This window comes from Sphingomonas sp. SL1004 (assembly GCF_057815015.1).
The window spans coordinates 4196491-4222852 of record NZ_JBYMUX010000001.1 but is presented as its reverse complement, the minus strand read 5'-3'; the positions used below and the strand labels follow the sequence as shown (position 1 = coordinate 4222852).

The window sequence follows — 26362 nt, the reverse complement described above, 5'->3', positions numbered from 1 at the left end:
TAGAGACGCCTTAGCGTTAAGCGCCAATCATGAGGGGAATGCCGTGGCGACGATCACCACTGCCGAAATGCAGGCCCGCATCGGCACCGAGACGGTGTCCGACTGGGTCGAGGTCACGCAGGCCATGATCGACAAGTTCGCCGATGCGACCGGCGACCATCAGTTCATCCACATCGATCCTGCACGCGCGGCGCAAACCCCGTTCGGCGGCACGATCGCGCATGGTTTCCTGACGCTGTCACTTATGCCGCTGCTGTCATCGAAGGTCCCCGACGCTCCCACGATCGAAGGTGCGAAGATGGGCGTCAATTACGGCGGCAACTCGGTCCGCTTCCTGACACCCGTACGCTCCGGCTCAAAAGTACGCGGCCGTTTCAAGCTGCTCTCGTTCGACGAAAAGCGCCCCGGCCAGTGGCAGCAGACCAACGCCTTCTCCGTCGAGATCGAAGGCCAGGAAAAGCCAGCCCTGATCGCCGAATGGATCAGCCAGGTCTTCGTTTGATTACTCATTCCCCTCCCGCTTGCGGGAGGGGTCAGGGGAGGGTCCGAGATAGCCGCGATTGCTCCGGCTGCTTTGGCCACCCCCTCCCCCAACCCCTCCCGCAAGCGGGAAGGGAGCAGATAAGGATATACCCATGCGTTCAGCCGTCATCGTCTCCACCGCCCGCACCCCCATCGGCCGCGCCTATCGCGGCGGCTTCAACAACACCCCCGCCCCCACGCTCGCGTCGCATTCGATCAAGGCCGCGGTCGAGCGAGCCGGCATCGACGGTGCGGAAGTCGACGACGTCGTCTTCGGCTGCGCGCTCCAGCAGGGCCACCAGGCCGGCAACATCGCCCGCACGTCGTTGCTGCGCGCCGGGCTGCCGGTGACCGTCTCGGGCATGTCGGTCGACCGCCAGTGCGCGTCGGGCCTGATGGCGATCGCCACCGCCGCCAAGCAGATCATCACCGACAACATGGACATCACGATCGGCGGCGGCGTCGAGAGCATCAGCCTCGTCCAGACCCCGCAGATGCGCGTCGCGCCCGATCCCCAGCTGATCGCGATGCACAAGGACGTCTACATGCCGATGCTGCAGACCGCCGAGGTCGTCGCCAAGCGCTACGGCATCAGCCGCGATGCGATGGACGCCTACGCGCTCCAGTCACAGCAGCGCACCGCCGCCGCGCAGGCCGCGGGCTATTTCGACGCCGAGATCATCCCCGTCGACGCCAACATGGCCATCGTCGACAAGGCGACCAAGGAAGTCACGTACAAGGATGTGACGGTCATCAAGGACGAGGGCAACCGCGCCGACACCACCTTGGAGGGTCTCCAGTCGCTGAAGCCCGTGATGGGCCCCGACTTCACGATCACCGCCGGCAACGCGTCGCAGCTCTCCGACGGCTCGTCGTCTTCGGTACTGATGGAGGAGAAGATCGCCTCGCAGCGCGGGCTCCAGCCGCTCGGTCGCTATGTCGGCATGGCGGTCGGCGGCACCGAGCCCGACGAGATGGGCATCGGCCCGGTCGTGGCGATCCCCAAGCTGCTCAAGCGCTTCGGCCTGAAGATGGACGATATCGGCCTGTGGGAACTGAACGAGGCATTCGCAGTGCAGGTGCTGTATTGCCGCGACAATCTCGGTATTCCCGACGAACTGCTCAACGTCAGCGGCGGCGCGATCTCGATCGGCCACCCTTACGGCATGACCGGCGCTCGCGCGACCGGCCACGCGCTGATCGAAGGCAAGCGTCGCGGCGCCAAGTATGTCGTGGTCACGATGTGCGTCGGCGGCGGCATGGGCGCCGCGGGGTTGTTCGAGGTGCTGTGAACTTGAAAGCTATGCAGGTTTAGCGCATATGCTTTATTGGCGTTGCATACACCGCCTTTCTTGTCTGAGCCTCGGTCGTGCTAGCGGCCGGGGCTCAATACGTTTGGGACTCGACTGCTAGATCGAGCCCCTCCCGTGCACCTAGCCTTTGCGTGACACTTCGATGATCTTCACGACTAATGTCGCGAAGGCGAAGAGCATGCCGAGGATCAAGCACAGATCGGCAAGTTGCATACACCTTACCTTTGTCGGTTTGGCAGCAGACTTGCTGCCGCCGCCACCATGACGCGTCGCCTGCGCAATCACCAAGCAGCATCGCACGCGCCGATCGCGCCGCCCGCGCGCAACCAACCCCCGCTCCACCCGTTCTCACAGGCAATCCAAGCCAATAGGAGAATGATGATGGCCGACAAGGATACCCCGCAGGAAGTCGCAGCGAAGTTCATCGACAAGCTGAAGGCGAGCCCGTTCGTGATGATCGGCCTTAACGACGGTGAGCATTCCGAGCCGATGACCGCGCAGATCGACGACGATCAGCCCAATACGCTGTTCTTTTTCGCCGGTCGCGACAACCGTATCGCCAAGGGCGGCGCGGCGATGGCGCAGTTCGTCGGCAAGGGTCATGACTTCTTCGCGTGCATGTCGGGCGACGTCTCGACGTCGAACGACCGCACGCAGATCGACAAGCTCTGGAACAACCAGGTCGAGGCATGGTTTCCCGGCGGCAAGGAAGACCCGAACCTCACGCTGCTGCGCTTCGACATCGACAGCGCCGAGCTTTGGGAAACCGACATCTCGGTCGGCGGCCGCCTCAAGATGCTGTTTGGCGGGACGATCCGCTCGGAAGAATCGAGCAGCCACGCGGTGGTAAACTCGATCGCGTAAAGCACTGGCCTTACCGTCACCCCAGCGAAAGCTGGGATCTCCCCGTGTTGGCCGAAACGCCCACCCAACAAGGAGACCCCAGCTTTCGCTGGGGTGACGGTAAGGGGCTATCATCCGTTCGCGGTAATGAACTCCTCGACCACCGGCGCGATCTTGTCCCGCCAGCGCGAGCCGTTGAAGATGCCGTAATGGCCGGCACCCTCCGCCATCAGATAGCGTTTCTTCTCGTCGGGTAGCGCCGTCGCCAGCGTCAGCGCGGCCTTCGTCTGGCCCAACCCCGAAATATCGTCGCGCTCGCCCTCGACGGCGAGCAGGCCGATGTCGGTAATTGCCGCAGGATTCACGGGCCGCCCGCGATGCGTCATGATCGCCCGCGGCAGCGCATGGTTCTGGAACACCACGTCGATCGTCTGCAGATAGAACTCCGCGGTCATGTCGCAGACCGAGCGGTATTCCTCGTAGAAATCCTGGCTTTGCGACGCGCTTTCGCCGTCGCCCTGGACGAGATGCTTATACATCTCCCAATGCGAGACCATGTGGTTGCCCAGATTCATCGACATGAACCCGGCAAGCTGCAGGAAGCCAGGATACACCTTCCGACCCGCACCCGGATAATTGCCCGGCACCGTCGCGATCACGTTCTGCTCGAACCAGGCATGCGGCCGCTCCGTCGCCAGCGTATTTACCGCAGTCGGTGCCTCGCGCGTGTCGACGGGGCCGCCCATCATCGTCAGCGTCTTCGGACGGCACGAGTTCTTGTCCGCACTCATCAGCGCGACGGCCGCATAACACGGCACCGAGGGCTGGCAGACCGCGAGCATGTGCGTGCCCCCCTGCCCTTCGTTCGCGCCGATCGTCTCCAGATATTCGATCAGATAATCGATGTAATCGTCGAGATCGAACCGCCCTGCCGACAGCGGCACGCTGCGCGCGTCTCGCCAGTCGGTGATGTAGACGTCGGCGAACGGCAACATCCGCTCGACCGTTCCGCGCAACAGCGTCGCGTAATGGCCTGACATCGGCGCGACGATCAGCAGCTTCGGACCGCCCTCGACACCCTCGCGCACGAACCGCTTCAACTGCCCGAAGTCCTTCCGCAGCACGATCTCCTCGCGGACCGCGACCTCGCGGCCGTCGATCGTCGTCGTGTCGAGCCCGAACGCCGGCTTGCCACGAGTCGCATTCGCGTGTGCGAACACTTCGAGCGCGGACGCGACCACCGTGCCGCCCCCCAAATAGGCGAACGGGTTTGCCGGATTGTTGAGCATATCCGCGCCGAAACTGGCCATCCTGCTTGCACCGGCCATCATCGAACGCTGGAATTCATAGGCATCGTAGAGCATGCGGTATCCTCTCGCCTCATCGGGCTTTGCACGGTGGTAACGCAATTTTGCCGCAGTGCAACGCGCGATCGACCGGCGTGCCGTCCCACGCGATCGGATCGGCGCCCTTGACCACGCCCGGTTCTCGTTGAGCGTCACCCCCGCCACTGCTAGGCAGCGCGGATGGCCAAGCCGATACCCGAAGAGAAGACGTCCCGCCGGATCGGCGATCTCGCGATGGTGTGGCGGCACGCCTCCCAATACCCTCGCCAGATCGCGTTCGCCGGGCTCGCGCTGATGATGACGTCGGCGGCGACGATCGGTATTCCCTACGGCTTCAAGCGCGTGATCGATCGCGGCTTTGGCCCGGGTGCGGGCGGATCGGTCGCCAATTCGTTCCACTATCTGCTGATGATCGTGGTCGTGCTCGCCTTGGCGACCGCGGTACGGTTCTATTACGTCTCGTGGCTCGGCGAGCGGGTCGTTGCGGATATCCGCACCAACGTGCAGCGCCATTTGCTCCGCCTGACGCCGCGCTTCTTTGAGGAGAACCGCCCGTCCGAAATCGCGTCGCGCCTGACCTCGGACACCGCGCTGATCGAACAGGTGGTCGGCGGCACGGTGTCGATCGCGTTGCGGAACACCTTCACCGGGATCGGCGGGCTGATCTACCTTTTCGCGATCTCGCCTAAGCTAGCGGGCATGCTGATGATCGGCATTCCGCTGATCATCCTGCCAATCGCGCTGCTCGGCAAGCGGGTGCGCACTTACTCGCGCACCTCGCAGGACCGCGTCGCCGATGTAGGCTCGATCGCGACCGAGACGCTCGGCGCGATGAAGGTGGTACAGGCGTTCGGGCAGGAAAACCGCGAGGCGATCCGCTTCTCGGACGCGGTTGCCGCGACCTTTGCCGCGGCGCGGGCGCGGATCCTGTTGCGCGCGGTGATGACTGCAATCGTGATAGGGCTCGTCTTCGGGTCGATCACGCTCGTTCTCTGGGAGGGCGCAATCGACGTCGCAGCGGGGCGGATCAGCGGCGGCGCGATCGCCGCGTTCGTGCTGACCGGCGGGATCGTCGCGGGCGCGTTCGGCGCGCTGACCGAAGTGTATGGCGACCTGTTGCGCGGCGCCGGTGCGGCCGGGCGACTGTCCGAACTACTCCGTGAAATGCCCGAGATAGCCGCGCCCGCCAATCCGGTCGCGCTGCCGCAGCCGCCTCGGGGTGCGCTCGCATTTGAAAACGTGCAGTTCCATTACCCGACGCGCCGCGACGTCGCCGCGCTCAACGGCTTTTCGCTCGACGTAAAGCAGGGCGAGACGGTCGCGGTCGTCGGCCCCTCGGGTGCGGGCAAGACCACGTTGTTCCAGCTGGTCCAGCGCTTCTACGATCCCGACCCGGGGCGCGTGACGCTCGACGGCATCGACCTGCGCGATGCCGATCCGGCCGAGGTCCGCGCGCGGATCGCGATGGTGCCGCAGGAAACGATCATCTTCGGCGCCTCAGCTCGCGATAACCTGCGTTATGGCGATTGGTCCGCGACCGACGACCAGCTCTGGGCCGCCGCCGAAGCCGCCAACGCTGCTGAGTTCCTGCGCAAACTGCCCGAGGGGTTGGACACGTTCCTGGGCGAAGGCGGCGCAAGGCTGTCGGGCGGCCAGCGCCAGCGCGTGACGATCGCCCGCGCGCTCCTTCGCGATGCACCGATCCTGCTGCTCGACGAGGCGACGAGTGCGCTGGATGCCGAGAGCGAGCGCTTAGTGCAGGAAGCGCTCGAGCGGCTGATGGCGAACCGCACCACGCTGGTGATCGCGCACCGCCTCGCCACCGTCCGCGCGGCCGAGCGAATCATCGTGATGAGCGACGGGCAGATCGTCGAGGAGGGCTCGCACGGATCGTTGATGACCAACAGCGGGCTCTACGCACGGCTGGCGAGCCTGCAGTTCAATGAGGCGGCGTAGGGGCGATCGGCGGCAGGCCGTTTTAGGTCGGAATAATCCCCACGCGCTCCGTCTCCCCGGACTCGGTTGGTAATCTTACCCGACCGACAAGCGCCTCCCCGGCGTAGGCCGGGGTCCAGTTGGCAAACGTCTATGACGGCGGCCGCGCTCCGTTACCGCGACCTCACCAACTGGGCCCCGGCCTCCGCCGGGGAGGTGCACGCGTTTAAGAAGGGACAGGCACCGAAATGTTCCGGCGTCCGCGGTGCCGCAAACCTAGCTCCATCGATCATGCGCCACCGGGGGATGCTGGAACGAGCCTGGCATCACGGAGGTCGTAGGCTCAGCCTAAACCTCGATGCGTCCTAGCCCTTCTTGGCCTTCGGCTTTTTAGGTTTCGACGCAGGCAATTCCGCAGTCGAGATGCGGACGAGTTCGGCTAGCCACTCGGCGTCGTCCCAGCGATCCGCGTCGACCAGCAGGCACGGCTTCGCACCCGGATACGGCGGCGCTTCGTCGATTGCCCCCGCAAACGCGCGACCGCCTGGGGTCGGCTTTACGAACAGCTGATCGTCGCAGATCAAACCGACCATCTTGCCGTCGCAATAGAGCGCGTATTCGCCGAACATCGGCTTTGCGGAGACATCCCCCGCCCCGGCGACCTGGTCGACAATGAACGTTACGGTTTTGCGATCGGATGCCATCTGCCGATGCTGACAGATCGGCGTGCCGAAGGCGAGCCACTCCGATGACGGTGTTTAGCTTGCGACGCCGCGCCCACGCGCGCAAACTCGAGCGGAACAGGAGACGGACATGCGCGACTTCGACATCATCGTGTACGGCGCCACCGGGTTCACCGGGCGGCTTGTCGCGGAGTACCTCGTCCAGACCTATCCGACCGGCGTCCGCTGGGCGATGGCAGGCCGCTCGCTGCTTAAGCTGCAGGAGGTCCGCGACCTGATCGGCGCCCCCGCCGACACAGTTCTGATCACCGCTGATTCGGACGATCCCGCCAGCCTGCGCGCAATGGCCGAGCGCACCACCGTCGTCATCTCGACGGTCGGACCGTACCAACTCTACGGCGCCGACCTCGTTGCCGCCTGCGCCACTACCGGGACCGGCTATGTCGATCTGTGTGGCGAGCCGGCGTGGATGCGTCACATGATCGACGCGCATGAGGGCGAAGCCACGCGGACCGGCGCGCGGATCGTGTTCTCGTGCGGGTTCGACAGCATCCCGTTCGATCTCGGCGTGCTGACGTTGCAGGACGCCGCGAAGGCAAAATACGGCATGCCCGCGCCTCGCGTGAAAGGTCGCGTGCGGAAAATGCAGGGGACGTTCTCGGGTGGCACCGCGGCCAGCCTCAAGGCGACGCTTGCCGCCGCCGCGCGCGATCCCGGCATCGTCAAACTGCTGACCAGCCCATTTGCGCTAACGCCGGGCTTCAGCGGACCGCACCAGCCGACCGGGCTGATCCCCGAATACGACACGACCATCTCGGCCTGGGTCGCGCCGTTCGTAATGGCGCCGATCAACACCAAGAACGTCCACCGCACCAATTTCCTGCTCGGCGAATCCTATGGCGCGGACTTCGTCTATGACGAGATGATGGTGGCCGGGCTCGGTGATCTGGGCAAGGTCGCCGCCGACGCGATCGCGAAGTTCAATCCGTTCGCCGGCGACAAGGGCCCCAAGCCGGGCGAGGGTCCATCGAAAGAGGAGCGCGATGCCGGGCATTACGACATTTTGTTCGTCGGCCTGATGCCCGACGGCGAGCGGATCGACGCGGTCGTGACCGGCGATCGCGATCCGGGCTATGGCTCGACCAGCAAGATGATCGCGGAGGCGGCGTTGTGCCTCGTGCAGGACGTCGAGGGCGATGGCGGGATCTGGACGCCGGGCGCGCTGATGGGGGCCAAACTGCGCGACCGGCTGGTGGCCAAGGCAGGCCTCACCTTCACCGTCGGCTGATCACCCGCGAAAGAACAAGGTCGCGATCCAGGCGATCAGCACCGATCCGATGATCGCGATCGGGACAATGATCAGGCGGCGGCGCTCGGCCGCCGCATAATGCGCGTCGAGGCTGAAATAGAAGCGGCCGGTTGCCGCCTTGCGGACGATGCCGCGTGTCCGCAACCGCGCGAACGCCGCTCGCTCGCCGGGGTCGCGCGGGACGAAGGCGATCGCGTCGTTTGGGCCGATCGCATGCCGCGCCAGGAACAATGCGGGGATGGTGCCGCGGATCCGGTGCGGCTTGGTTTCCATCGATGATGGTATGGCGATGTCGGCGCGAGCTTCGCGCCGCGCGTCGGGCAACAGCCTATTCGGCAAGCGCGAACACCGTGGCCGCCGCAGCAGCACTCGCCACGACGCCCGAAGCCGTCGCGATCGCCGCAGCGCGCCGTCGCACCGCACCGCGAAAGGCACCGAGCTTGCGGGCGTCGAGATGATAGCGCCCCGCACCGTCATCGACGATCGCGCCATAGCTGCAGAGCCGTCGAAACGTCCGCGCATCCGCTGCGTCATAGACGATCGCACGGTCCGCCTTGGTCGCCCCAGCCGCGACGAAATCGTTGATGATCCGTCGTCGCGATCGGCCTAAAATCAATCCCAGCATGGCAAAATCCCCCGTGCGTGTCTCGCATAGCGCGGGGGGTTTGCGCAAATCCTAACGGCGCTTGCCCTGATGACGGATGTTCGCCGGGCGACCGCGCCGCTTGATCTCGCGCACCGGCTTGCGCCCCCCGCGCGGTGGCTGGGCCGCCCCCTTCCCCTCGGGCATCTCGAAGCGCAGCGCACCCGACACCGGGTTCGCCTCCGCCAGGCGCAACTCCAGCGTCTGCCCTTGCGCAAAGACGTCGCCGCTATGCTCGCCGGTCAGCGTCCGCGCGCCCTCGTCGAAGCGGAAATACTCGCCACCCAGGTCGCGCACCGGCATCAGGCCGTCCCCGCCGATCCCCTCGACCGTCGCGAAGAAGCCGAAATTCGTCACGCCGGTGATCCGCACGTCCATCACCTGGCCGACGCGCTCCGACAGGAACGCGGCGACATAGCGATCGGTGGTGTCGCGCTCGGCCTCCATCGCACGGCGCTCCAGCCGGCTGATGATCTCGCCGACCGCCTCCATGTTGGCCGCATCGTCCGCCGGCAATCCGCCCTCGCCGAGCCCGTAGGCCGATACCAACGAGCGATGGACGAGCAGATCGGCATAGCGCCGGATCGGCGACGTGAAGTGCGCGTAACTGCCGAGACTAAGACCGAAATGCCCATGATTACCAGGAGCATAATAGGCCTGGGTCTGCGTGCGGAGGATCTGCTCCATCACCTGAGGACGGAAATCCGCATCGCCGATCCGCTCGATGATGTGGTTGAACGTTGCCGGGCGCACGACCTGGCCGAGCGCGAACGGCACGTCGAAGGTTTCGAGATATTCCTTCAGCGCCGCCAGCTTCTCGCGACTCGGCGGCTCGTGGACGCGGTACATCACCGGCGCCTTCTTCGCCTCCAGCGCCTTGGCGGCGGCGACGTTGGCGGCGATCATGTAATCCTCGATCAGCCGGTGCGCGTCGAGCCGTTCTCGCGGGGAAACGGACATGATCCGCCCCTGCTCGTCGAGCACGACGCGCCGTTCGGGGAGATCGAGATCGAGCGGCGCACGCGCGTCACGTGCCTTGGCCAGTGCATGCCAGCACGCCCAGAGAGGGACCAAAGATGCGGCCACGCCCCCGTCATCCCGACGAAAGTCGGGACCTCGATCGGCAGGGGCACCCTCTGTGGAGGGAGACCCCAGCGTTCGCTGGGGTGACGGGGTGGAGCCATCGACCCCAGCGGCACCTTCCGAAGCCATGCCATCGATGATCGCCTGTGCCTCTTCATACGCCAGGTTCGCCGCAATCCGCACCACCGCCCGCGTGAACCGCCACGACTTCAGCGACCCGTCCTTACCGATCCGCAAATGGCACGCGAGCGCCGCACGGTCCGCGCCCTCCTTCAGCGAACACACCTCCGCCGACAGGATCTCGGGCAGCATCGGCACGACGCGGTCGGGGAAATACACCGAGTTCCCACGCCGCCGCGCCTCGCGGTCGACCTCGGACTTCGGCCGCACGTAGAAGCTGACGTCCGCAATCGCGACGATCGCCTTCCAACCGCCCGCATTCGAGGGATCGTCATCCGCCTCCGCCCACACCGCGTCATCGTGATCGCGCGCATCCTCGGGATCGATCGCCACGATCGGCAGGTCGCGCAAATCCTCCCGACCCTCGCCAAGCGGCAGTTTCGACACGCGTTCGGCCTCGTCGAGCGCCTCCTGCGAGAACACGTCCGGTATCCCGAGCTTGTGGATCGCGATTAGCGAGAAGCTCCGCGCCGCAAACGGATCGCCGAGCTTGGAGACGACGCGCGCGGCAATTTTCGGCGGCTTGCCCGCGAGTTCCGCCAGCACGAGATCGCCCGGCGCTGCACCTCCCGCGTCCGCCACCGCGAACTCCCGCCGCTCGCGCTTGTCGACGCCCGTCAGCCAGAGCCGCCCAGCCTCCTCGCGCAATACTCCCAGCACCTGCTCGGAGGCAGGCGCGAGCACCTTCATCGGATGTGCGATCCAGCCGTTCCCGGCCTCCTCGGTCCGCGCAAGAATTCGCTCGCCGACCCCCAGCGCACCACGCTTGCGCTCGCGTACCCGCAGACGCGGCGGTGGCACCCCTTCCGCTTCCCAGCGCTCGGGCACCGCCCAGACGTTGCCGCCGTCGTCGACATCGGCGATCCGCAGCACCGTCACCTTCGGGATGCCGCCCATCTTGTGAAACGCACGGCCGGGGGCACTGTCGATCAGCCCCTCGTCGGCCATGTCCTTCAGCAATGCTTTCAGCCCGATCTTGTCCTGTGCGCTGAGCCCGAAGCCCTTGGCGATCTCGCGCTTGCCCGCGGGCACGTCGGAAGTGGCGATGAAGTCGAGGATCTGCTCGCGCGAAGGAAGACCGGCTTTTGGTTTGTACATGCCCCAGAGATAGTCGGTAGGCCCGCCATTACCAAACGGCTAAGCGTGCTCCATGACGCAAAGTTACGACCTCCTGATCGTCGGTGGCGGCATCAACGGTGCCGCGATCGCCCGCGAGGCCGCCTTGAACGGCCTCTCCGTCCTGCTCGTCGAGAAAGGCGACCTGGCCGGCGCCACCTCGTCCGCTTCGACCAAGCTGATCCATGGCGGCCTGCGCTATCTCGAATATTATGACTTCAAGCTGGTTGCCGAGGCGCTGCGGGAACGCGAACGGCTGGTGAAGGCCGCGCCGCACATCATCCGACCGATGCGTTTCGTTCTCCCGCACGAGAATGCGGTGCGGCCATGGTGGATGGTCCGGATCGGGCTGTATCTGTACGACTGGCTCGGCGGGCGGATGACGCTGATGCGATCGCGCGGGCTCAGGGCTGATGACACCGCCTATACCGCGCCGCTCAAGCAGGGCGCGCGCGGCTTCGTCTATTCCGATGCGTTCGTCGACGATTCCCGGCTCACGGTGCTGAATGCGGTGGATGCACACGACAACGGCGCCGAGATCGCCGTCCGGACCGAACTCGTCAGCGCGCGCCGCGACGGCACGCTATGGCGCGTAGCGTTGTCCGACGGTCGCGACGTGACGGCCCGCGCGCTGGTCAATGCCGCCGGACCATGGGTCGCAGACTTGCTCGGACGCCTGGGCATCAACGCGCGCGCCGGCGTCCGGCTGGTCAAGGGCAGTCACATCGTCGTGCCCAAGCTCTACGATGGCGACCACGCCTATATCCTGCAACTCGCCGATCGCCGCATCGTCTTCGCGATCCCGTATCAGGGCCAGACCGAGATCGGCACCACCGACATTCCCGTCGACCGTCCCGAGGACGCAGTGATCGACGCGGGCGAGATCGCGTATCTTTGCGACGCCGCGAACCAGCATTTCCGCCGCCAGATCACCCCTGCCGACGTCACCTCCACCTGGTCCGGCGTGCGGCCGCTCTATGACGATGGCGCGAGCGAGGCGAAGGCGGTCACTCGCGACTATGTCCTCGAACTCGACACCACTGGCGCTCCATTACTGTCGGTGTTCGGGGGCAAGATTACCACCGCGCGCCACCTTGCCGAAGAAGCGCTGGAGAAGATCGCGCCCGCGCTCGGCGTCATCATTCGCCCAGCGACCCGGTCGCGCGCGTTCCCCGGCGGTGCGATCCCGACGTTCGCCGACTATTTGCCCCAGGTTCGCGCGCGCTGGCCGTTCCTCGGCGATGCCCGCAGCGCGCGCATGGCGCATGCCTATGGCAGCCAATTGTCCGAGATGCTGGGCGACATCCGCGATGCTGCAGGGTTGGGGGTGGATCTGGGCGGCGGGCTGACCGAAATCGAAGCGCGCTGGATGCACGATCGCGAATGGGCGAGGATGCCCGACGACGCGCTCATGCGCCGCAGCAAGATCGGACTGCATCTGACCGACGAGGAAGGAACTACGTTCGCGGCGTGGTGGAACGCCACCTTCCCCGCCTGAGCCTCAGCTTGCTCGATTGGCTGACCGCGCAAATCCTCCCCACATGCGGATCATGGCTCAAGGCGGGAGGAGCGAATGTCCCCCGCCCCGGATCAGCTGGCCACGAAGCACGTCTCGCCGGCCACGCGCAGGCGACCGCAGATGTCGGCAGCCTGGTTGGCGCTGCCGGCGTTCACGCGGAGGCGGTACAGCGTCCGTCCGCCGGTCGCGACCGGCTGCACCGATTTGCCGAGCGGCGCGATATAGGCGAAACGCTTCGAGAAGTTCGTCCAGGCCGCGTTCGCCGACGTCTCGTTCGGATAGGCGCCGAGCTGGACCAGCGACCCGCCACTCGCGGTGCCCGCGACACCCGAGCGCGATGGTGCCATCGGTGCGGTCGCGACCAGCCGGCCACCTGATGCCGGAACCTGTGCGACCGCGTTGCGGCCCGCGGCGTCGGTCGCCTTGGGCGCAGCAGCACGCTTGCCGGCGACGGGTGCTTCCGGCACGCCGCGCAGGTCGATCGCACCGTTGCCGGATTTCCCTGCGCTGGTCGCGATCGCCGAGTCGCCCTCGCCCTTGACCTTCAGGCCACCGGCGTCGTCGGGCTTGACCTTGTAGTCGCCTTCCTGCGCGGCGATCAGCTGGCCGTCACCCGCAGGTGAACGCTGTTGCAGCTTGTAGATGCCGAAGATGATCGCGGCGAGCACCGCCAGCCCAAGCACGACGAGCGCGATGACGCGGCCGATGCCGACCGTATCCTGTTCGTCCGGCTCGACGGTTTCGAGCCAGGGGAGCCTGTCTTCCTCGCGTAGATCCATGTCTTCGGCCATCACTTCATCTCCGAAACCGCTTCGACACCCATGATGGCGAGGCCGTTATGAATAATCTGCCCTATTGCTGACGCCAAGAAAAGCCGTGCCGCGGTCGCCTGCGGATCCTCGATCACCAGGAACCGGCGATCGGGACGGTCGTTGCCGACGTTCCACAGCGCATGGAAAGCGGCAGCCAAGTCATAGAGATAGAAAGCAATTCTGTGCGGTTCGCGCGCGGTGGAGGCGATCTCGACGAGCCGCGGGAACTGCGCCGCGAGCTGCACCAATGCCAATTCGTCCGTATCAAGCCGGGACAGGTCCGCGGAAATAGGTGTAATACCTGCCTCTGCAGCGCGCCGATGCAGCGATGCGATCCGCGCATGCGCATACTGGACGTAGAAAACCGGGTTGTCCTTCGACGCCTCGACGACCTTGGCGAAGTCGAAATCCATCTGCGCATCCGACCGCCGCGTCAGCATCGTGAAGCGCACGACATCCTTGCCGACCTCGCGGACGACATCCGCCAGCGTGACGAAATTGCCTGAGCGCTTCGACATCTTCACCGGCTCGCCATTACGCAGCAGGCGAACCATCTGGACTAGCTTTACATCGAACCGCGTCTTGCCGCCGGTCAGCGCCGCGACCGCCGCCACGATCCGCTTGACCGTGCCGCCATGATCCGCGCCCCAGATGTCGATCAGCTGATCGGCACTCTGGCTCTTCTGAAAATGATAGGCGAGATCGGCGCCGAAATAGGTCCATGACCCGTTCGACTTCCTGATAGGGCGATCCTGGTCGTCGCCGAACTGCGACGAGCGGAACAGCGGCAGCTCGACCGGCTCCCAATCGTCCGGCGTTTCGCCCTTCGGCGCTTCGAGTACGCCGTCGTAGACGAGATCGCGCGACCGCAGTTCCGCCTCGGCCGCCTCGGGTTTCTTCGCAGCCTGGAGTTCGGCCTCGGACGAGAACACCTCGTGCTCGATCCCGAGCAGTGCGAGATCGGCACGGATCATCACCATCATCGCGGCGACCGCCTGCGTGCGGAAGATGACCAGCCATTCGCTTTCGGGCGCGCCGACGTAGCGGTCGCCGAATTCCTTCGCGAGCGATTGGCCGACGGGGACGAGATAGTCGCCGGGATACAGGCCTTCGGGAATTTCGACCGTCTCGCCGAGCGCCTCGCGGTAGCGGAGGTGGACCGAGCGCGCGAGCACGTCGACCTGGCCGCCGGCATCGTTGACGTAATATTCGCGGATCACCTTGTGACCGGCGAATTCGAGCAGGCTGGCAAGCGCATCGCCGACCACCGCGCCGCGGCAATGCCCCATGTGCATCGGCCCCGTCGGATTGGCCGAGACGTATTCGATATTGACCGTGATCCCCTCGCCCTGGTTCGAGCGACCGTAATTGGCGCCGGCCTCGGGGATAGCGGCCAGTTCGGCGCGCCAAGCATCATCCGTTAGCTTCATGTTGATGAAGCCGGGGCCTGCTACGCTCGCCGACGCGACGTCCTCGAGCTTCGATAGTTCGGCGACCAGCGCATCGGCCAGCACGCGCGGACTGGTCTTTGCAGGCTTGGCGAGCACCATTGCGGCGTTGGTCGCGAGATCGCCGTGGCTGGTGTCGCGCGGCGGTTCGACCGTGACGTTCTTGCGATCGAGGCCAGCCGGCAGCGTGCCCGCCGCAGTCAGCGTGTCGAGCGCCGCATCGATATGCGCGGCGAAACGGGCGTAGAGCGTCATGGCAATTCCGGTATCGTAAGGAAGCGGGCGCTCTAGCTCATAGTGGCGTGAGGCTCAATTTTTATCCCTTCCGTGGTTGTCTTGCCGACAACTGCCACCGTTGCATCCCCTGCAATCGCGACAGATAGCTTTGCAATTGCAGTTTATGCTGCAGCGCAATATTTCCTGGATCGAGAGTTGGGACAGGACCTGATCCGGCTCAACGCAACACGGCGGGAGACACGATCATGCGCAACACCTTCAAGATCATCGCAGCAGCAGCCGCGGCCCTGACTTCCTCGATCGGCATGGCCGGCGAGCCGCAGCAGAGCTTCGTCCACGAGGGCAGCACCTACGTCTTCACGTCGACCCAGGCCGGCAACCGCCAGGTCATCGACGGCCATCGCTATCCGTCGGGCCAGGCGTTCCACCTCGTCGTGCGCGGCGATCGCGTGTCGGGTGTGTCGGGCGGCGTACCGGTCGCGTTCAAGACCGCCGAAGCCAATGGTGCTGCCGGCGGCATCGCAGCCGTCGCGCGCTAAGCCTAGCCTGCCTTAAAAGCAGAATAAGCGGTGGTCGGACTTCGGTCCGGCCGCCGCTTTGCGTTTGGGGTATCGACGCCGATCAGACGGCGGCTAGAACCCCTCGGGCAGATCAATCGGCCCGACGAGTTCGCGGTAGCGCGACACCGCGTAGCGATCGGTCATCCCGGCGATGAAGTCGGCGATGTGGCGGCTGCGATCGGGATCGGTCGTCGGCAGGCGTTCGCGCCATTCTTCGGGCATCGTCATCGGATCGTCGCGATAGACGCCGAACAGCCCCGCAACGATGCCGTTCGCCGCATCCGCCGCCGCCAACTGGCGGGGATGATGGTAGAGGTTGGCGTACATGAAGCGCTTCAGGTCGCGCTCGTCCTCGCGCATCGCCGGCGAGAAGCCGACCAGGCAGTGGCCCGCCGCGCGGACATCCTCGACGGTGGCGACACCGCTCGCGGAAATCCGGTTGCGCGTCTCGGCGATCAGGTCGTTGACCATCGTGCCGATCTGCGCGCGCACCAGTTCGCCCACCAGACGCTTCGGCGCGACATCGGGGAAGCGTCGCCGTACGTCGTCCCAGCCGCGCGCGACCAGCGGTACCGCGAGCATCTGGTCGAGCGTCAACAGCCCGGCGCGCAGGCCATCGTCGATGTCGTGATTGTCGTACGCGATATCGTCGGCGATCGCCGCGACCTGCGCTTCGAGGCTCGAAAAGCTCGTCAGCGCGAGCGGGAACTCCGCATCCGCCGCGGCCAGCGCCCAGCCGGGATGCCGCACCGGCCCGTTATGCTTGGCCAGCCCCTCGAGCGTTTCCCATGTGAGGTTCAGCCCGTTCCATAACGGATAGGGCCGCTCGATCGTCATCAACGTCCGCAGCGTGTGGCCGTTGTGATCGAACCCGCCCTGCCCGCCGTCTTCGACCGCAGGCATCAGCGCCGCCTTCAGCGCATCTTCGCCGGCATGGCCGAACGGTGGATGGCCGATATCATGCGCAAGACACAGCGCCTCGGTCAGGTCCTCGTTCAGCGCCAGCGTACGCGCGATCGTCCGACCGATCTGCGCGACCTCCAGGCTGTGCGTCAGGCGAACGCGGAAATGATCGCCGTCGGGCGCCATGAACACCTGGGTCTTGTGGCGCAGCCGGCGGAAGCTGATCGAGTGAATGATCCGGTCGCGGTCGCGCTGGAATGCATCCCGAGGCCCGCGTGTGGACCCGTTCTGTTCCTCGTGAAGACGTCCTCTGCTGCGCGCCGGGTCCGAAGCCCAGGGCGCGCGGTAGCTCACTTCGGTAGCAACTTCGTGATGACCTGGCCCGCGTCGCTGGTGAAGCTGAACGTCGAAACGCCTTCCTTGGCGAGTTGATTGACGAAGGTGCGCGCCTCCGCGTCGGTCTTGAACGGCCCGGCGAGCACGCGGTTGGTCGCCTTCCACGGCGTCGTCCAGCCGCCGCGACTACCGAACACGGTCGGGGCCTTCGCCTTCGCACCCTTCCACGCCTTGGGCAGGTCGCCCTCGGTCGCGCCGGTTGATACCTGCACCCAGATACGCTCGGGATTGGCGCGCGCGATCCGCTTTTCCTCGGCCGCTTCCTTGTCGGCGAGTAGCTTGGCGGCGGCGGCGGCCTTCTTCTCGGCCAGCGCCTTCTTGTCGGCGACGGCCTTGCGGTCCGCAGCCTTCTTGTCCGCCGCCGCTTTCTTGTCGGCAACCTTCTTGTCAGCAGCGAACTTTTCGGCGGCGATCGCCTTCGCCGCCGCATCGCGCTCGGTCTTGGCCTTCGCCTCGGCCAGCACCCGCTCGGCGTCGTCGGATACCGGCACCGCGACCTGAGCGACGACGGGCGCCGGATGCATCGGCGCGACATCGAGTTCGGATGCCGGGATCGACAGCCCGGCGACGATCCGCGCCAGGATCGAGTCCTCGCTCGCGGTCACCGCATGCGTCCGCGGCGGAGGCGACGCCGCAGCGATCGCGACCGGCGACACGGCCGCAGTCCCCGTCGAGAAACCGGGTGCAGGCGCGGCACTGGTGGCTTGCTGGACCGGGATCGTTACCGGCGACGACGTTGCGGCAACCGGGGCCGCTGCAACCGAAGTCATCGCAGCAGCAGATGCCGCCAATGCGTTGGCCGCTCGCGTAGGATCAGCGCGAGTCTGGCCGACCGGAATCGCCGCCATCTGCGTCACCACGTTCGCCGGCAACGTACCAGCGGTCGCCGCAGCTGGGACCGGCGCGACGCGTGCCATTGTCGATGTCGGCAGCGCGGTGGCTGGCACCGAGTTGCCGGCCGTCGCAAGCGCGGACGGTTGCGTTGTGGCAACGACGACGCCGGTTTCGGCAGCCGGCGTCGGGCGCGGCGCGACCTGCGCCACCGTCGCCGGCGCACGATAGGTCGGCTGCGGCGTCGGGACGGCCTGCACCATCTGCATCGGTGTCGCGGCGAGCTGGACCGGCGCAGCGGCGGCCGGCGTCGGACCAGGCGCCGTCGCGCGAACCGGGATCGACGCGACGACCGGCGCACGCGTGACGGCCGCAGCCATCTCGACACGGCCAGGTTCGGCACGGTCGAGCTTGCCACGATCGGGCTTGGCAGGGCGATCGCGCTTGCCCTTCTTGGTCGTCGTCGCCGCGACTATCGTTGGCTGCGCTACCGCGGCCATCAACACCGGCGCGGTGGGATCGACGCCCAGCACGCCGAGCGGCGGCGTCATCCGTGCATCGGCCAGCCGGGCCGGCGTCGAATGAACCTCACCGAAATGCACCGCGAACGCGCGGTCGCTGGCGGGCAGGCTCGGCAGCCGCTGGAAGAACGGTTGCAACCCCTGCGCGGTGCCGCGCGGCATCATCGTCGTGGCAATCTTCTCGGCGCCCGCCACGTCGCCGTTCATCGCCATGATGAAGGCGCGCGTGCGCCACGCGCCACGATCGCTCTTCAGGAGCAACGGCCCGAGCTGCTGCAGCGCAAGCTCCTGCTTGCCCGAGATACCGAGCGACAAGGCATAGCGTCGCACCGTCTCGTCGTCCGGCGCATCGCGCAGCGCCACGCGGTAATCGCGTTGTGCGCGGTCCTGCTGGCCGATCAGGTCATAGGCGAGCCCGCGATCGGCCGCGAAGTTCTTGGGATCGAGCCCGAAGCTCTCGGCCTGCGCATAATAGCGTAGCGCCTCGCCCGGCCGTTCGGACCGCACGAGGATCGACGCCATCCCCGCCTTCACCCGGCCATCGCGGGGGTTCACCTTTTCAGCGCGTGCAAACAACGCCGCGGCACCGCTGAGGTCGCCCAGCCCCATCGACAGGTCGCCGGCGCGAACCAGCGCATCGACGTCACGCGGGTTGCTGGCGAGGCGGCGCATCACGTCGCCGAGCCGGTCGGCGTCGGTCGTGCCCGGAATTGCCTGCACGACTTCCTGCGCGATCGCCGCACAAGGAGCTGCTGCCAACACCAGCGCCAGTACGGCAGTCGATAAATGATGGGACGAACGAATCATGAGGCTCCGGTCCCTAGACCAGAGCGGAGCCGAACCGGCAACATCCGGTTGGCATCGGCACGGCGAAACGGGTGTCTCGAACGATGAAAACGTCGAACGCGCCGCATGTCCGGGGCTTATCGCGCTCGACCTCGCAAGTCAGAGCGCCGGGCCGGCGCAGTGGCAAGGGAAACGGACCGATTCACTCGGCCCGTTCCCGCGCCCTTCGGCTCAGGCGGTGACCGCCTCGGCCTTGGCATTTACCTTTGACGTGGCCATCGCGGTGAGCTTGTCGTCCGTCGCATATTCCTCGTCGAGCGTTTCCTTGAGGATCGCGGCGATCTCGCTGCGGCCCAGCTGGTCCGCCCAGGCGATCAGCGTGCCGTAGCGGGTGATCTCGTAATGCTCCACCGCCTGCGCCGATGCGATCAGCGCCGCATCGAGCACTGCCTTGTCTGCGATCTCTCCAGCGACCTCGTTGGCCTCCTTGATGATGCCGTCGATCGCCGGGCAGGTTACCGCCTTCGCCTTCTCGCCGAGTAACTCGAAGATCCGCTCGAGGCGCGCGATCTGGCCCTTGGTCTCTTCCAGATGCGTTTCAAACCCGGCCTTCAGCGCGGGTGTCGTCGCCTTCTCGACCATCTTCGGGAGCGCTTTGGTGATCTGGTTCTCAGCGTAATACACGTCCTGCAGCTGGTGTAGGAACAGATCCTCGAACGTCACGATGTCTTTTGAAAACAGGCCCATGATAGTGTCCTCGCTCAGCTGATGCCGCGAAGCGAACTGCTCCGGTCATCTGCCAACGCCCTCCCCCCGAAGGAAGTTTCCTGTGCCAGCCGCGCGCATTGCGGTGGCGTATTGCGCAATCGCAGTTGGCGAGAACGCACTTGCTCGCAACCGCGCGATGATGAATTGACCGACTGATGCTGCGTCGCAGCAATTTCCTGTCAGAGGTTGCCATGTTTTCCTTGATCGCGCTGTATATCGACTATCGCAAACTCCGTGCCAAGCGGGCGTCGGACATGACGGTAGCGTCGCCGCCGCGTGCGGTAGTCGCGAACGATACTGCGTCAAACCACGCTACTGCGACCGCTGCCTGATCCTGCTTCCGTCGCCTCCGGCTGCCGTTCTGGCGCGCTGCAGGTTTCGGTAGGGAACCACGCCACCACCTCGCCGCTTGCGTATCGAGCACGTACGGTCAACATGGACTGCGAGGGGTAACGACATGGCAGAAGCAACCTGGGGCGACAGCACCAAGACGCCTGAGATCAACTGGCGGATGAGTGCCTCGCTGGAGAACGTCCCGCGCGGCGACAGTGACGTTGCGGAGGTTACCAACCTCGAACGCGCGGTTCGCGACTGGCTCGCGCTGGATCCCGAGCACCGCAGTGGTGCGGTGCTGTCGAGCGAACACCCGATACTGATCGACGGAAGCGCGCACACCAGCTTCGCGGGCGAGGGCATTGCCATTTTGGCCGAGCGACTGCCGGGGGCTGAGGGCTGACCACCGATCAGCGCTCGGCAGCCATCAAGGCGATGATCGCGCGGAGGACAGAAGCGACTCCGTATCGCATCGGTATCTTGCGCTACCAAAATGTGAAGCCGTACGCTTCGACCGCATTGCCCTTGAGGATGCGTACCCAAATCAACCGATCGAGCGTTACCCGGTGCAAATAGCATCATAGGAGCTTGATATGCTTGCATCTTTCCAGATGGGTCTGGTCGGTGGCCAGCGCGCGATGACGCCACTCGCGGCCGTCGCGATCGCCGCGGCACGTGGTGAATTGCCCACCGACAACGGTGCACCGAAGATCCTGACGCATCCGCTCGTCGCGGCTGGCGCACTGGCCTTGGCGATCGGCGAGATGGCGGGCGACAAGCAGAAGACCGCGCCCGACCGGATCGTCCCGATCGGCCTCACCGCACGTTTCATCACGTCGGCGATCGCCGGCGCCGCACTCGCCCCGCGCAAACACCGCTGGCTGGCGGCAGCGGTCGGCGGGGTCACCGCGGTCGTCGCTTCCTATCCCGGCTGGCGACTGCGCATGGCAGCGATGGCCGATCACGGCCAGACCCCGACGGGGTTCGTCGAGGATGCCGCCGTGCTTGCCGGCGCCGCAGCGATCGTACGCCACCACGCCGCCGTCGCGTAACCTCACGGGAGATACGGCAATGGACGGAAAACGGATGGCCGGCGCGATCTTCGGCGGGGTGGTCGCGGGCCTCGGTATCACCGCGATGCTGATGGCGGGCGAGACGAAGAACGGCGAACCCTCAGAACTCGCGCTGCTGGAACGGGCCAGCGCGCACAAGCTGGGTGTACACGTGCCGCCCGATACGCGCTTGCCGGACACCGCCGAGCAGGCCGTGATCCAGGGCGGCCATCTGTTGCTGTCCGCCGCCGCAGGTGCGGTGTTCGCAGCGACCGTCGATGAGGATGCGGGTGTTGTGCGGTCGAGCGTCGCCTTCGGGCTGGCGTTCTACGCCGCTATGCACTGGATCACCGGACCGCTGCTCGGCGTCAAGAAACCCGAATGGCAGGCGGATGCGAGCACGATCGGGATGCACGCGCTGAACCACGTCGCGTTCGGCCTCGCGACTGCGCTTGGGGCGAAAGCGGCATCACGCTTGTAAAACCATAAAGGAAGGGCGCGCTTTCCGAGGGAAGCGCGCCCCTTCTGGTCAGTCGGCCTGATCGACCTGATCGAGATACGCGGCATAGCCCTGCGCCTCCATCTCGGCCTGCGGTACGAACCGCAGCGACGCCGAGTTGATGCAGTAGCGCAGGCCACCGCGGTCGCGCGGACCGTCGTCGAACACGTGCCCGAGATGACTGTCGCCACCGGCGGAGCGGACCTCGGTCCGGACCATGCCGTGGGTGCGATCGTGCAGCTCGGCGACGTTGGCGGGCTCGATCGGCTTGGTGAAGCTCGGCCAGCCGCAATGCGAATCGAACTTGTCCGCCGACGCGAACAGCGGCTCGCCGGAGACGATATCGACATAGATGCCCGGCTCCTTGGTATGGAGATAGGCGCCCGTCCCCGGCCGTTCGGTGCCGCCCTGCTGCGTCACGTGGAACTGCTCGGGCGTCAGCGCGGCGATCGCTTCGTCGGTCTTGGTATAGTCGGTCATCGGGGTCTCTCCCTCGGCTCGGCGCCGGTTGGTCGATCGATCCGGGCGTGCCACGCTCGATCGACAGGTTGCTCCCGCAATATAGTGCGCGCCGCCGCCGACGAAATGACCGTCAGGTTGGAAAGTGCGCGGCGGTCATGGGCCGTGCGGCGCGCCAGCGACGATAGCCCATGATGGCCAGCGCGATCATCGCCGCATACAGGCCCGCAGTCAGCATCAGGCCCTTGGCGACGAACATCCCGACATAGAGGATGTCGACCGCGATCCAGAGCAGCCAGCTGGCCGAATGACGCCGCGCGGTCCAATATTGCGCGACGAGGCTGAAACTGCTCAGCGCGGCGTCCATCCATGGCAGCGCCGCGTTGGTATGGTGGCTGGTGAACCACCCGATCGCGACCGCGCCGACCGCGCCCGCGGCCAGCCCCGCCAGCGCGCGCGCCGGGCGCAGCGGCGCCACGACGACGTCGCCCGTATCGTCCTTGCCGCGCGCCCAGGCGATCCAGCCATACAGGATGGCGATCCCGAACAGCGCCTGCAGCACCATGTCGGCATAAAGCCGGACGTCGAGGAACAGCGAGAAATACAGCGCGCAGGCGACCAGGTTGACCGGCCAGCACAGCATGCGACGTTTTGCGGTGAGCCAGATCCCGGCAAAGCTGACGATGACCGCGACGATCTCGAGCGGCGTCATGCGCTGCGCGCCCCGCCGTCGATCCGTCGCAAGAACACCTGTCCCGGCGCCGACAGGAACCAGTTAGCATGGCCGACCAGATACCCGTCCCATGCCAGCGCAGCGGAAGCCGGGTCGGCGACCACGTCGGTGAAGTAATCGACCTCCGACAGCGCGAATTCGAGATGGACCAGCGGCAGCAGGCGCACGATCGTCGCAATCTCTGCGCGGCTCAGTGGCAGGACCGTCGCGTAGCCGGCAAGCAAAGCGAGCGCCGCGTCGGGATCGCCGATATCGTCCGCCCCCTGCCCCAGGTCGAGCGCCACATTGGGCCCCAGATCGAGCCCCAGATCAAGCCACCGCACTGCGGTCCGCTCGATGGCGGTGGCGATATCGTGGACCGCGCAGGTGCGATCGGCCAATCCGAAATCGAACACCGTCCGCACCGTGCCGTCGTCCGCCCAGAGCAGGTTGGACGGATGCCAGTCGTTATGCGTCCACACGCGCGGCTGGTCGGCCAGCAGCGCGGGCAGGCCTTCGCCCAGCGCACCGAACAGGCGCGCGAGCTCCTGCCGCCAGGGTCGCGTGGCCAGGAACCGCGCCAACGCCGGACGTGCGGCGACATAGGCCTCAGCTGCTGCCATCGGATCGGCCGCGGGCAGGATCGTGAAACTGGCGACCAGAGGTTGCTGCAGACGCGCGGGGCCTGCGAAACTGCGCGCCGCACTGTGCAACCGAGCCAGCGCCACGCCGGCGGCATGCGCCTGCGTGTGCGACAGGAACGGGGTCCACGACAGCCGGTCGCGGTACAGGTCCGCCCCCGGCGCCGCGCGGTGCAGTTCGTACGTCCATGCGCCGATCGCGACCGCGCTGCCACCGTCCGCCGTCGCCAGGATTTCCGGCACCGACACGCCTGCATTCGCCAGATGCGCGATGAACGCATGCTCTTCGGCCAGCCCCTCGATCGATCGAAGGCGGCGATGGTGCCGCTTCAGCAACAGCGCGCCACGCGTCGTATGGACCAAGGCCGCCGCGGAGAACGGCCGCGGGGAATGCCAATGCAGCGCCGTCATCCGTCCCGCCGCCGGAAAACGCGCGAGCGTGTCCACGGCGTCCTCCGCGGTGATCGCGGGCCAGGTCGGCGGCTCCATCTCGGTGCCCATGCCGTGGACCAGATGATCGGCGGGCGCGGGTGCAGGTGCGGGTGCGGACACGGCGTTCACCTCAGAACGCCCGCGAGACCGTCGCCATCACCGCCGCCCCGCTGCCGATATAATAGGCCGGCGGCGCGCCAGCGATGACGGTGCCGCCGCGGCCGACCGTATCTTGCGCGTTGGTGCTGACCGCCTGCACGCCGGCCAGGACATGCGGGTCGGTGACGTTGATTGCATTGATCCGCAAATCGGTGCGCTTGCCGTCGAGCCATTCCGCGAGGTGCATACCGACCGACAGGTCCAACGTCGCATAGCCCTTGATCCGCTCGTCGTTCATGAACGTCGCATATTGCCGGCCAAGATATTTCGACGCGACGCTGCCGAAAAAGCGCCCATCGTCATACGTGCCGCCCGCGCCGAACTGCACGGTCGGGCTGGATACCGCATGCTTGCCCCTGGTCGGTAGGAAGTCCCCGCCGACCGGCAGGTCGTCGTCGATCCGCGCATGCAGATACTCGCCCGACAGATACAGGCTGACACCGGCGATCGGACGGTAGTCGATCTCGGCATCGACGCCGTACGAGGTCTGCCCGCCGGCATTGAGCGTCGCGTTCACCTGCGCGCCGCCCTGGTCGATCACGGTCGCCAGCTGCCGGTTGCGGAACGTGTAGTGGAAGCCGGTAACCGATGCCGAAAGCTGCTCGCCGATGAAGCGATAGCCCAGTTCCTGCGACACCGAATATTCGTTCTTGAGCGCGTTGGTGCCCTGCGTGACCACCTCGCCGCCATAATAGCTGTTGTAGAGCGTGAACTCGTTCGGCGTGCGGAAATTGGTCGTAATATTGGCGAAAACCTGTTGCCGATCGTCGATCCGGTAATGCACCGCGGCGCGCGGCAGCGCTGCGAAACTGTCCTTGCGCACCGTGTCCTGCGGCCCCGGCAGGTAATTGCGGCCGTTGCGTAGCAAGTCGACGCCCTTGAACCCGACATCGACCGTCAGCCGCGGCGCGACGAGTATGCTGTCGGCGACGAAAAAGCTCTTCGTCACCGTAACCGTGCGCTGGTTCTCATAGGCGAGCAGGCGCCCGTCGGCGGTGCGGATCGCCTTGGCGCGGTAGCCCCAGCGATCGAACGGCTGTCCGTCCGCGTCGACGCTCGTGTACGACTGCGTGACGCGGTCGGTGCCGTAGTCGAACCAGAGCCCGGCCGTGATCGTATGCACCCCCGCCTTCAGGGTCAGCTTGCTCACGTTGCCGGTCCGCATCTGATCGCCGGTATAATTGCCGAGCACCGTCGCCAAGCCATCTACAGCACCCGGCAGCGCGATCGGCTGGGCCAATTCTTCGGTGCCGAGATAATTGCCGGTCGTGGTCAGCTGCGTCCCGTAAGGCGAATTGCCATATCCGAACTGGAGATAGCTCGTGCTGTCGAGCGCAAGCCGGTCGCTCAGCACAAGATGCACCGGTGCTGACCCGTAGAGATTGCGGAACGGCGCGCGGTACAGCCGCCAGTAGTTGGTGTTCCCCTCGCTATACCGCTTGTCGTAATTGAACCCGCGACCTTGCGCGTTCCATTCGGCCAGCGTCGGGCTCGGATAGCTCGACGAATTCGCATCATTGTACGACAGCGCAAGGCTGGCGCGGTTGCCGTTGCCCCATTCGTTCAGCAGCTTGGCGTCGATGTGCTGGCGGGTGTCGTGGCCCGCGCCGCGCCAATTGTCGGCACGCGTGTTCGAATAGGACAGGAACGCCTTCAGCCCGGTCTGACCGATCGTCCCGCTATCGATCCGCACGAAGCCGCGCCGCGCCGCGTAGCTGCCGAGCGACAGGTCGACGACCCCGGCCGGATGCGTCTTGGGATCGTCGAGCGCCAGCGACAACAGCCCGCCAGCCCCACCCACGGTCGGCGAACCGATATCGGCAGAACCTTGCGCGAGCGTGATCCGCCGCAGATTCTCGGGGTCGGCGAACTGTGACGGGTATGCATAATAATAGCCGATGTCGTTCTGCGGCGCGCCTTCCATCAGCACGCCGATCTCGTCCTGGCCGAGACCGCGCAACGTCAGGCTAGAACTCGTCGACAGGCCGTATGGATCGCTCGACGCTACGTTCGCGCCGGGCAGCAACGTCACCAGCTGGAACGCGTTGAGCGTCGGCGCCTGTTTCACGATGAAGTCCGACGAGATCGCGCTCTGCGCTTTCGGCGCGCTTTGATCGGGCAGAAGGCCGGCAGGATCGGGCTTGCCGACGACCCGGATTTCAGCCGTATCGGATGCCACCTGCGCCGACGCTGACGTCGCGACGATCGTCGTGGACAAGGCCACGGCGAGCCACCTCACGCGGCGCTGCGAAGCCGCTCGTACGATGCGGGTCAAAACGGAAAACCAGTGTCGAAAACGCTCATGTCCACTCCAATCGGAG

25 protein-coding genes are annotated in these 26362 nt (G+C 66.0%); 11 read left to right on the top strand and 14 right to left on the bottom strand.

Translation table 11 applies throughout. The annotated features are described in order from the left end of the window. Positions 1-67: 67 nt before the first annotated feature. The 3 genes from AC3D24_RS19500 to AC3D24_RS19490 all read left to right on the top strand — a co-directional run bounded on the left by AC3D24_RS19500 (position 68) and on the right by AC3D24_RS19490 (position 2699). Positions 68-502 carry a MaoC family dehydratase gene (locus AC3D24_RS19500; protein ID WP_248521501.1) on the top strand — a complete coding sequence of 145 codons (435 nt, stop codon included), beginning with the start codon at positions 68-70 and terminating at the stop codon, positions 500-502. Between the two features lie 133 nt (positions 503-635). Next, positions 636-1814 (top strand): acetyl-CoA C-acyltransferase, encoded by a 1179-nt coding sequence (locus AC3D24_RS19495; protein ID WP_489032696.1) that lies wholly within the window; start codon positions 636-638, stop codon positions 1812-1814. Positions 1815-2216: 402 nt separating this feature from the next. Further along, on the top strand, positions 2217-2699 hold the full coding sequence (locus AC3D24_RS19490) for a pyridoxamine 5'-phosphate oxidase family protein (protein ID WP_489032695.1): 483 nt from the start codon (positions 2217-2219) through the stop codon (positions 2697-2699). A 110-nt stretch (positions 2700-2809) separates the two neighbouring features. On the opposite strand, the gene AC3D24_RS19485 is transcribed toward AC3D24_RS19490, so the two are convergent. Beyond that, positions 2810-4042 (bottom strand): polyhydroxyalkanoate depolymerase, encoded by a 1233-nt coding sequence (locus AC3D24_RS19485; RefSeq protein WP_489032694.1) that lies wholly within the window; start codon positions 4040-4042, stop codon positions 2810-2812. A 162-nt stretch (positions 4043-4204) separates the two neighbouring features. On the opposite strand from AC3D24_RS19485, the gene AC3D24_RS19480 reads away from it, so the two are divergent. Beyond that, entirely contained in the window at positions 4205-5980 is a 1776-nt protein-coding gene (locus AC3D24_RS19480; RefSeq protein WP_489032693.1) for an ABC transporter transmembrane domain-containing protein, read from the top strand. A gap of 344 nt (positions 5981-6324) precedes the next feature. On the opposite strand, the gene AC3D24_RS19475 is transcribed toward AC3D24_RS19480, so the two are convergent. After that, a complete protein-coding gene (locus tag AC3D24_RS19475) occupies positions 6325-6663 on the bottom strand; it encodes a TfoX/Sxy family protein (protein WP_489032692.1) in 339 nt (112 codons plus the stop codon). Between the two features lie 109 nt (positions 6664-6772). Here AC3D24_RS19475 and AC3D24_RS19470 point away from each other — a divergent pair, with 109 nt between their 5' ends. Continuing rightward, complete coding sequence (locus tag AC3D24_RS19470; RefSeq protein WP_489032691.1) at positions 6773-7930, top strand: saccharopine dehydrogenase family protein; 1158 nt, start codon at positions 6773-6775, stop codon at positions 7928-7930. On the opposite strand, the gene AC3D24_RS19465 is transcribed toward AC3D24_RS19470, so the two are convergent. From AC3D24_RS19465 to AC3D24_RS19455, 3 genes are read right to left on the bottom strand one after another with little or no spacing between them, the layout of a single operon-like run. Then, positions 7931-8290, bottom strand: a complete 360-nt coding sequence (locus tag AC3D24_RS19465) for a hypothetical protein (RefSeq protein WP_489032690.1) — start codon at positions 8288-8290, stop codon at positions 7931-7933. Then, positions 8280-8576, bottom strand: a complete 297-nt coding sequence (locus tag AC3D24_RS19460) for a hypothetical protein (protein WP_489032689.1) — start codon at positions 8574-8576, stop codon at positions 8280-8282. The genes AC3D24_RS19465 and AC3D24_RS19460 overlap by 11 nt, the downstream gene beginning before the upstream one ends. A 51-nt stretch (positions 8577-8627) precedes the next feature. Continuing rightward, positions 8628-10955: a ribonuclease R family protein gene (locus tag AC3D24_RS19455; RefSeq protein WP_489032688.1), complete on the bottom strand. Its 2328-nt coding sequence runs from the start codon at positions 10953-10955 to the stop codon at positions 8628-8630. A 52-nt stretch (positions 10956-11007) separates the two neighbouring features. Between AC3D24_RS19455 and glpD the strand changes: the two genes are divergently transcribed. Further along, the gene (gene glpD / locus AC3D24_RS19450) at positions 11008-12471 is read left to right on the top strand and encodes a glycerol-3-phosphate dehydrogenase (protein ID WP_489032687.1); all 1464 of its coding nucleotides are present in this window, start codon (positions 11008-11010) and stop codon (positions 12469-12471) included. Positions 12472-12563: 92 nt separating this feature from the next. On the opposite strand, the gene AC3D24_RS19445 is transcribed toward glpD, so the two are convergent. After that, positions 12564-13283, bottom strand: a complete 720-nt coding sequence (locus AC3D24_RS19445) for an SPOR domain-containing protein (protein WP_489032686.1) — start codon at positions 13281-13283, stop codon at positions 12564-12566. After that, positions 13283-15007, bottom strand: a complete 1725-nt coding sequence (argS, locus tag AC3D24_RS19440; RefSeq protein ID WP_489032685.1) for an arginine--tRNA ligase — start codon at positions 15005-15007, stop codon at positions 13283-13285. Before argS ends, AC3D24_RS19445 begins: the two co-directional genes overlap by 1 nt. A gap of 227 nt (positions 15008-15234) precedes the next feature. On the opposite strand from argS, the gene AC3D24_RS19435 reads away from it, so the two are divergent. After that, a complete protein-coding gene (locus AC3D24_RS19435) occupies positions 15235-15528 on the top strand; it encodes a hypothetical protein (RefSeq protein ID WP_489032684.1) in 294 nt (97 codons plus the stop codon). 93 nt (positions 15529-15621) lie between these two features. Here the strand turns inward: AC3D24_RS19435 and AC3D24_RS19430 are convergent, their stop codons facing one another. From AC3D24_RS19430 to AC3D24_RS19420, 3 genes are all read right to left on the bottom strand, one after another. Beyond that, positions 15622-16806 (bottom strand): deoxyguanosinetriphosphate triphosphohydrolase, encoded by a 1185-nt coding sequence (locus tag AC3D24_RS19430; RefSeq protein WP_489032683.1) that lies wholly within the window; start codon positions 16804-16806, stop codon positions 15622-15624. Beyond that, positions 16803-19007, bottom strand: coding sequence for an SPOR domain-containing protein (locus tag AC3D24_RS19425; protein WP_489032682.1), 2205 nt, complete (start codon positions 19005-19007; stop codon positions 16803-16805). The genes AC3D24_RS19430 and AC3D24_RS19425 overlap by 4 nt, the downstream gene beginning before the upstream one ends. A 210-nt stretch (positions 19008-19217) precedes the next feature. Next, the gene (locus tag AC3D24_RS19420) at positions 19218-19733 is read right to left on the bottom strand and encodes a YciE/YciF ferroxidase family protein (protein WP_489032681.1); all 516 of its coding nucleotides are present in this window, start codon (positions 19731-19733) and stop codon (positions 19218-19220) included. Between the two features lie 212 nt (positions 19734-19945). Between AC3D24_RS19420 and AC3D24_RS19415 the strand changes: the two genes are divergently transcribed. The 4 genes from AC3D24_RS19415 to AC3D24_RS19400 all read left to right on the top strand — a co-directional run bounded on the left by AC3D24_RS19415 (position 19946) and on the right by AC3D24_RS19400 (position 21620). Further along, positions 19946-20086, top strand: coding sequence for a hypothetical protein (locus tag AC3D24_RS19415; protein WP_489032680.1), 141 nt, complete (start codon positions 19946-19948; stop codon positions 20084-20086). A gap of 125 nt (positions 20087-20211) precedes the next feature. Continuing rightward, positions 20212-20490: a hypothetical protein gene (locus AC3D24_RS19410; RefSeq protein WP_489032679.1), complete on the top strand. Its 279-nt coding sequence runs from the start codon at positions 20212-20214 to the stop codon at positions 20488-20490. 190 nt (positions 20491-20680) lie between these two features. Then, on the top strand, positions 20681-21139 hold the full coding sequence (locus AC3D24_RS19405; protein WP_489032678.1) for a DUF4126 family protein: 459 nt from the start codon (positions 20681-20683) through the stop codon (positions 21137-21139). Positions 21140-21158: 19 nt separating this feature from the next. Next, positions 21159-21620, top strand: coding sequence for a hypothetical protein (locus AC3D24_RS19400; protein ID WP_489032677.1), 462 nt, complete (start codon positions 21159-21161; stop codon positions 21618-21620). A gap of 48 nt (positions 21621-21668) precedes the next feature. Here AC3D24_RS19400 and msrB read toward each other — a convergent pair whose 3' ends face one another. The 4 genes from msrB to AC3D24_RS19380 form a co-directional block, all read right to left on the bottom strand. Next, a complete protein-coding gene (gene msrB / locus AC3D24_RS19395) occupies positions 21669-22118 on the bottom strand; it encodes a peptide-methionine (R)-S-oxide reductase MsrB (RefSeq protein ID WP_489032676.1) in 450 nt (149 codons plus the stop codon). 112 nt (positions 22119-22230) lie between these two features. After that, positions 22231-22809: a nicotinamide riboside transporter PnuC gene (gene pnuC, locus AC3D24_RS19390; protein ID WP_489032675.1), complete on the bottom strand. Its 579-nt coding sequence runs from the start codon at positions 22807-22809 to the stop codon at positions 22231-22233. Then, entirely contained in the window at positions 22806-23951 is a 1146-nt protein-coding gene (locus tag AC3D24_RS19385) for a phosphotransferase enzyme family protein (protein ID WP_489033248.1), read from the bottom strand. The genes pnuC and AC3D24_RS19385 overlap by 4 nt, the downstream gene beginning before the upstream one ends. Before the next feature lie 61 nt (positions 23952-24012). Then, complete coding sequence (locus tag AC3D24_RS19380) at positions 24013-26259, bottom strand: TonB-dependent receptor (protein WP_489033246.1); 2247 nt, start codon at positions 26257-26259, stop codon at positions 24013-24015. Between the last annotated feature and the right edge of the window lie 103 nt (positions 26260-26362).

Bases quoted from the DNA above. Each gene is read 5' to 3' on its own strand.
- AC3D24_RS19470 (WP_489032691.1), top strand. From the start codon at position 6,773: ATGCGCGACTTCGACATCATCGTGTACGGCGCCACCGGGTTCACCGGG.
- AC3D24_RS19410 (WP_489032679.1), top strand. From the start codon at position 20,212: ATGGCAGAAGCAACCTGGGGCGACAGCACCAAGACGCCTGAGATCAAC.
- AC3D24_RS19435 (WP_489032684.1), top strand. From the start codon at position 15,235: ATGCGCAACACCTTCAAGATCATCGCAGCAGCAGCCGCGGCCCTGACT.
- AC3D24_RS19485 (WP_489032694.1), bottom strand. From the start codon at position 4,042: ATGCTCTACGATGCCTATGAATTCCAGCGTTCGATGATGGCCGGTGCA.
- argS (WP_489032685.1), bottom strand. From the start codon at position 15,007: ATGACGCTCTACGCCCGTTTCGCCGCGCATATCGATGCGGCGCTCGAC.
- AC3D24_RS19455 (WP_489032688.1), bottom strand. From the start codon at position 10,955: ATGTACAAACCAAAAGCCGGTCTTCCTTCGCGCGAGCAGATCCTCGAC.
- AC3D24_RS19445 (WP_489032686.1), bottom strand. From the start codon at position 13,283: ATGGCCGAAGACATGGATCTACGCGAGGAAGACAGGCTCCCCTGGCTC.
- AC3D24_RS19415 (WP_489032680.1), top strand. From the start codon at position 19,946: ATGTTTTCCTTGATCGCGCTGTATATCGACTATCGCAAACTCCGTGCC.
- pnuC (WP_489032675.1), bottom strand. From the start codon at position 22,809: ATGACGCCGCTCGAGATCGTCGCGGTCATCGTCAGCTTTGCCGGGATC.
- AC3D24_RS19460 (WP_489032689.1), bottom strand. From the start codon at position 8,576: ATGCTGGGATTGATTTTAGGCCGATCGCGACGACGGATCATCAACGAT.
- AC3D24_RS19480 (WP_489032693.1), top strand. From the start codon at position 4,205: ATGGCCAAGCCGATACCCGAAGAGAAGACGTCCCGCCGGATCGGCGAT.
- AC3D24_RS19385 (WP_489033248.1), bottom strand. From the start codon at position 23,951: ATGGGCACCGAGATGGAGCCGCCGACCTGGCCCGCGATCACCGCGGAG.
- AC3D24_RS19405 (WP_489032678.1), top strand. From the start codon at position 20,681: ATGCTTGCATCTTTCCAGATGGGTCTGGTCGGTGGCCAGCGCGCGATG.
- AC3D24_RS19500 (WP_248521501.1), top strand. From the start codon at position 68: ATGCAGGCCCGCATCGGCACCGAGACGGTGTCCGACTGGGTCGAGGTC.
- msrB (WP_489032676.1), bottom strand. From the start codon at position 22,118: ATGACCGACTATACCAAGACCGACGAAGCGATCGCCGCGCTGACGCCC.
- AC3D24_RS19400 (WP_489032677.1), top strand. From the start codon at position 21,159: ATGGACGGAAAACGGATGGCCGGCGCGATCTTCGGCGGGGTGGTCGCG.
- AC3D24_RS19420 (WP_489032681.1), bottom strand. From the start codon at position 19,733: ATGGGCCTGTTTTCAAAAGACATCGTGACGTTCGAGGATCTGTTCCTA.
- glpD (WP_489032687.1), top strand. From the start codon at position 11,008: ATGACGCAAAGTTACGACCTCCTGATCGTCGGTGGCGGCATCAACGGT.
- AC3D24_RS19425 (WP_489032682.1), bottom strand. From the start codon at position 19,007: ATGATTCGTTCGTCCCATCATTTATCGACTGCCGTACTGGCGCTGGTG.
- AC3D24_RS19490 (WP_489032695.1), top strand. From the start codon at position 2,217: ATGGCCGACAAGGATACCCCGCAGGAAGTCGCAGCGAAGTTCATCGAC.
- AC3D24_RS19495 (WP_489032696.1), top strand. From the start codon at position 636: ATGCGTTCAGCCGTCATCGTCTCCACCGCCCGCACCCCCATCGGCCGC.
- AC3D24_RS19475 (WP_489032692.1), bottom strand. From the start codon at position 6,663: ATGGCATCCGATCGCAAAACCGTAACGTTCATTGTCGACCAGGTCGCC.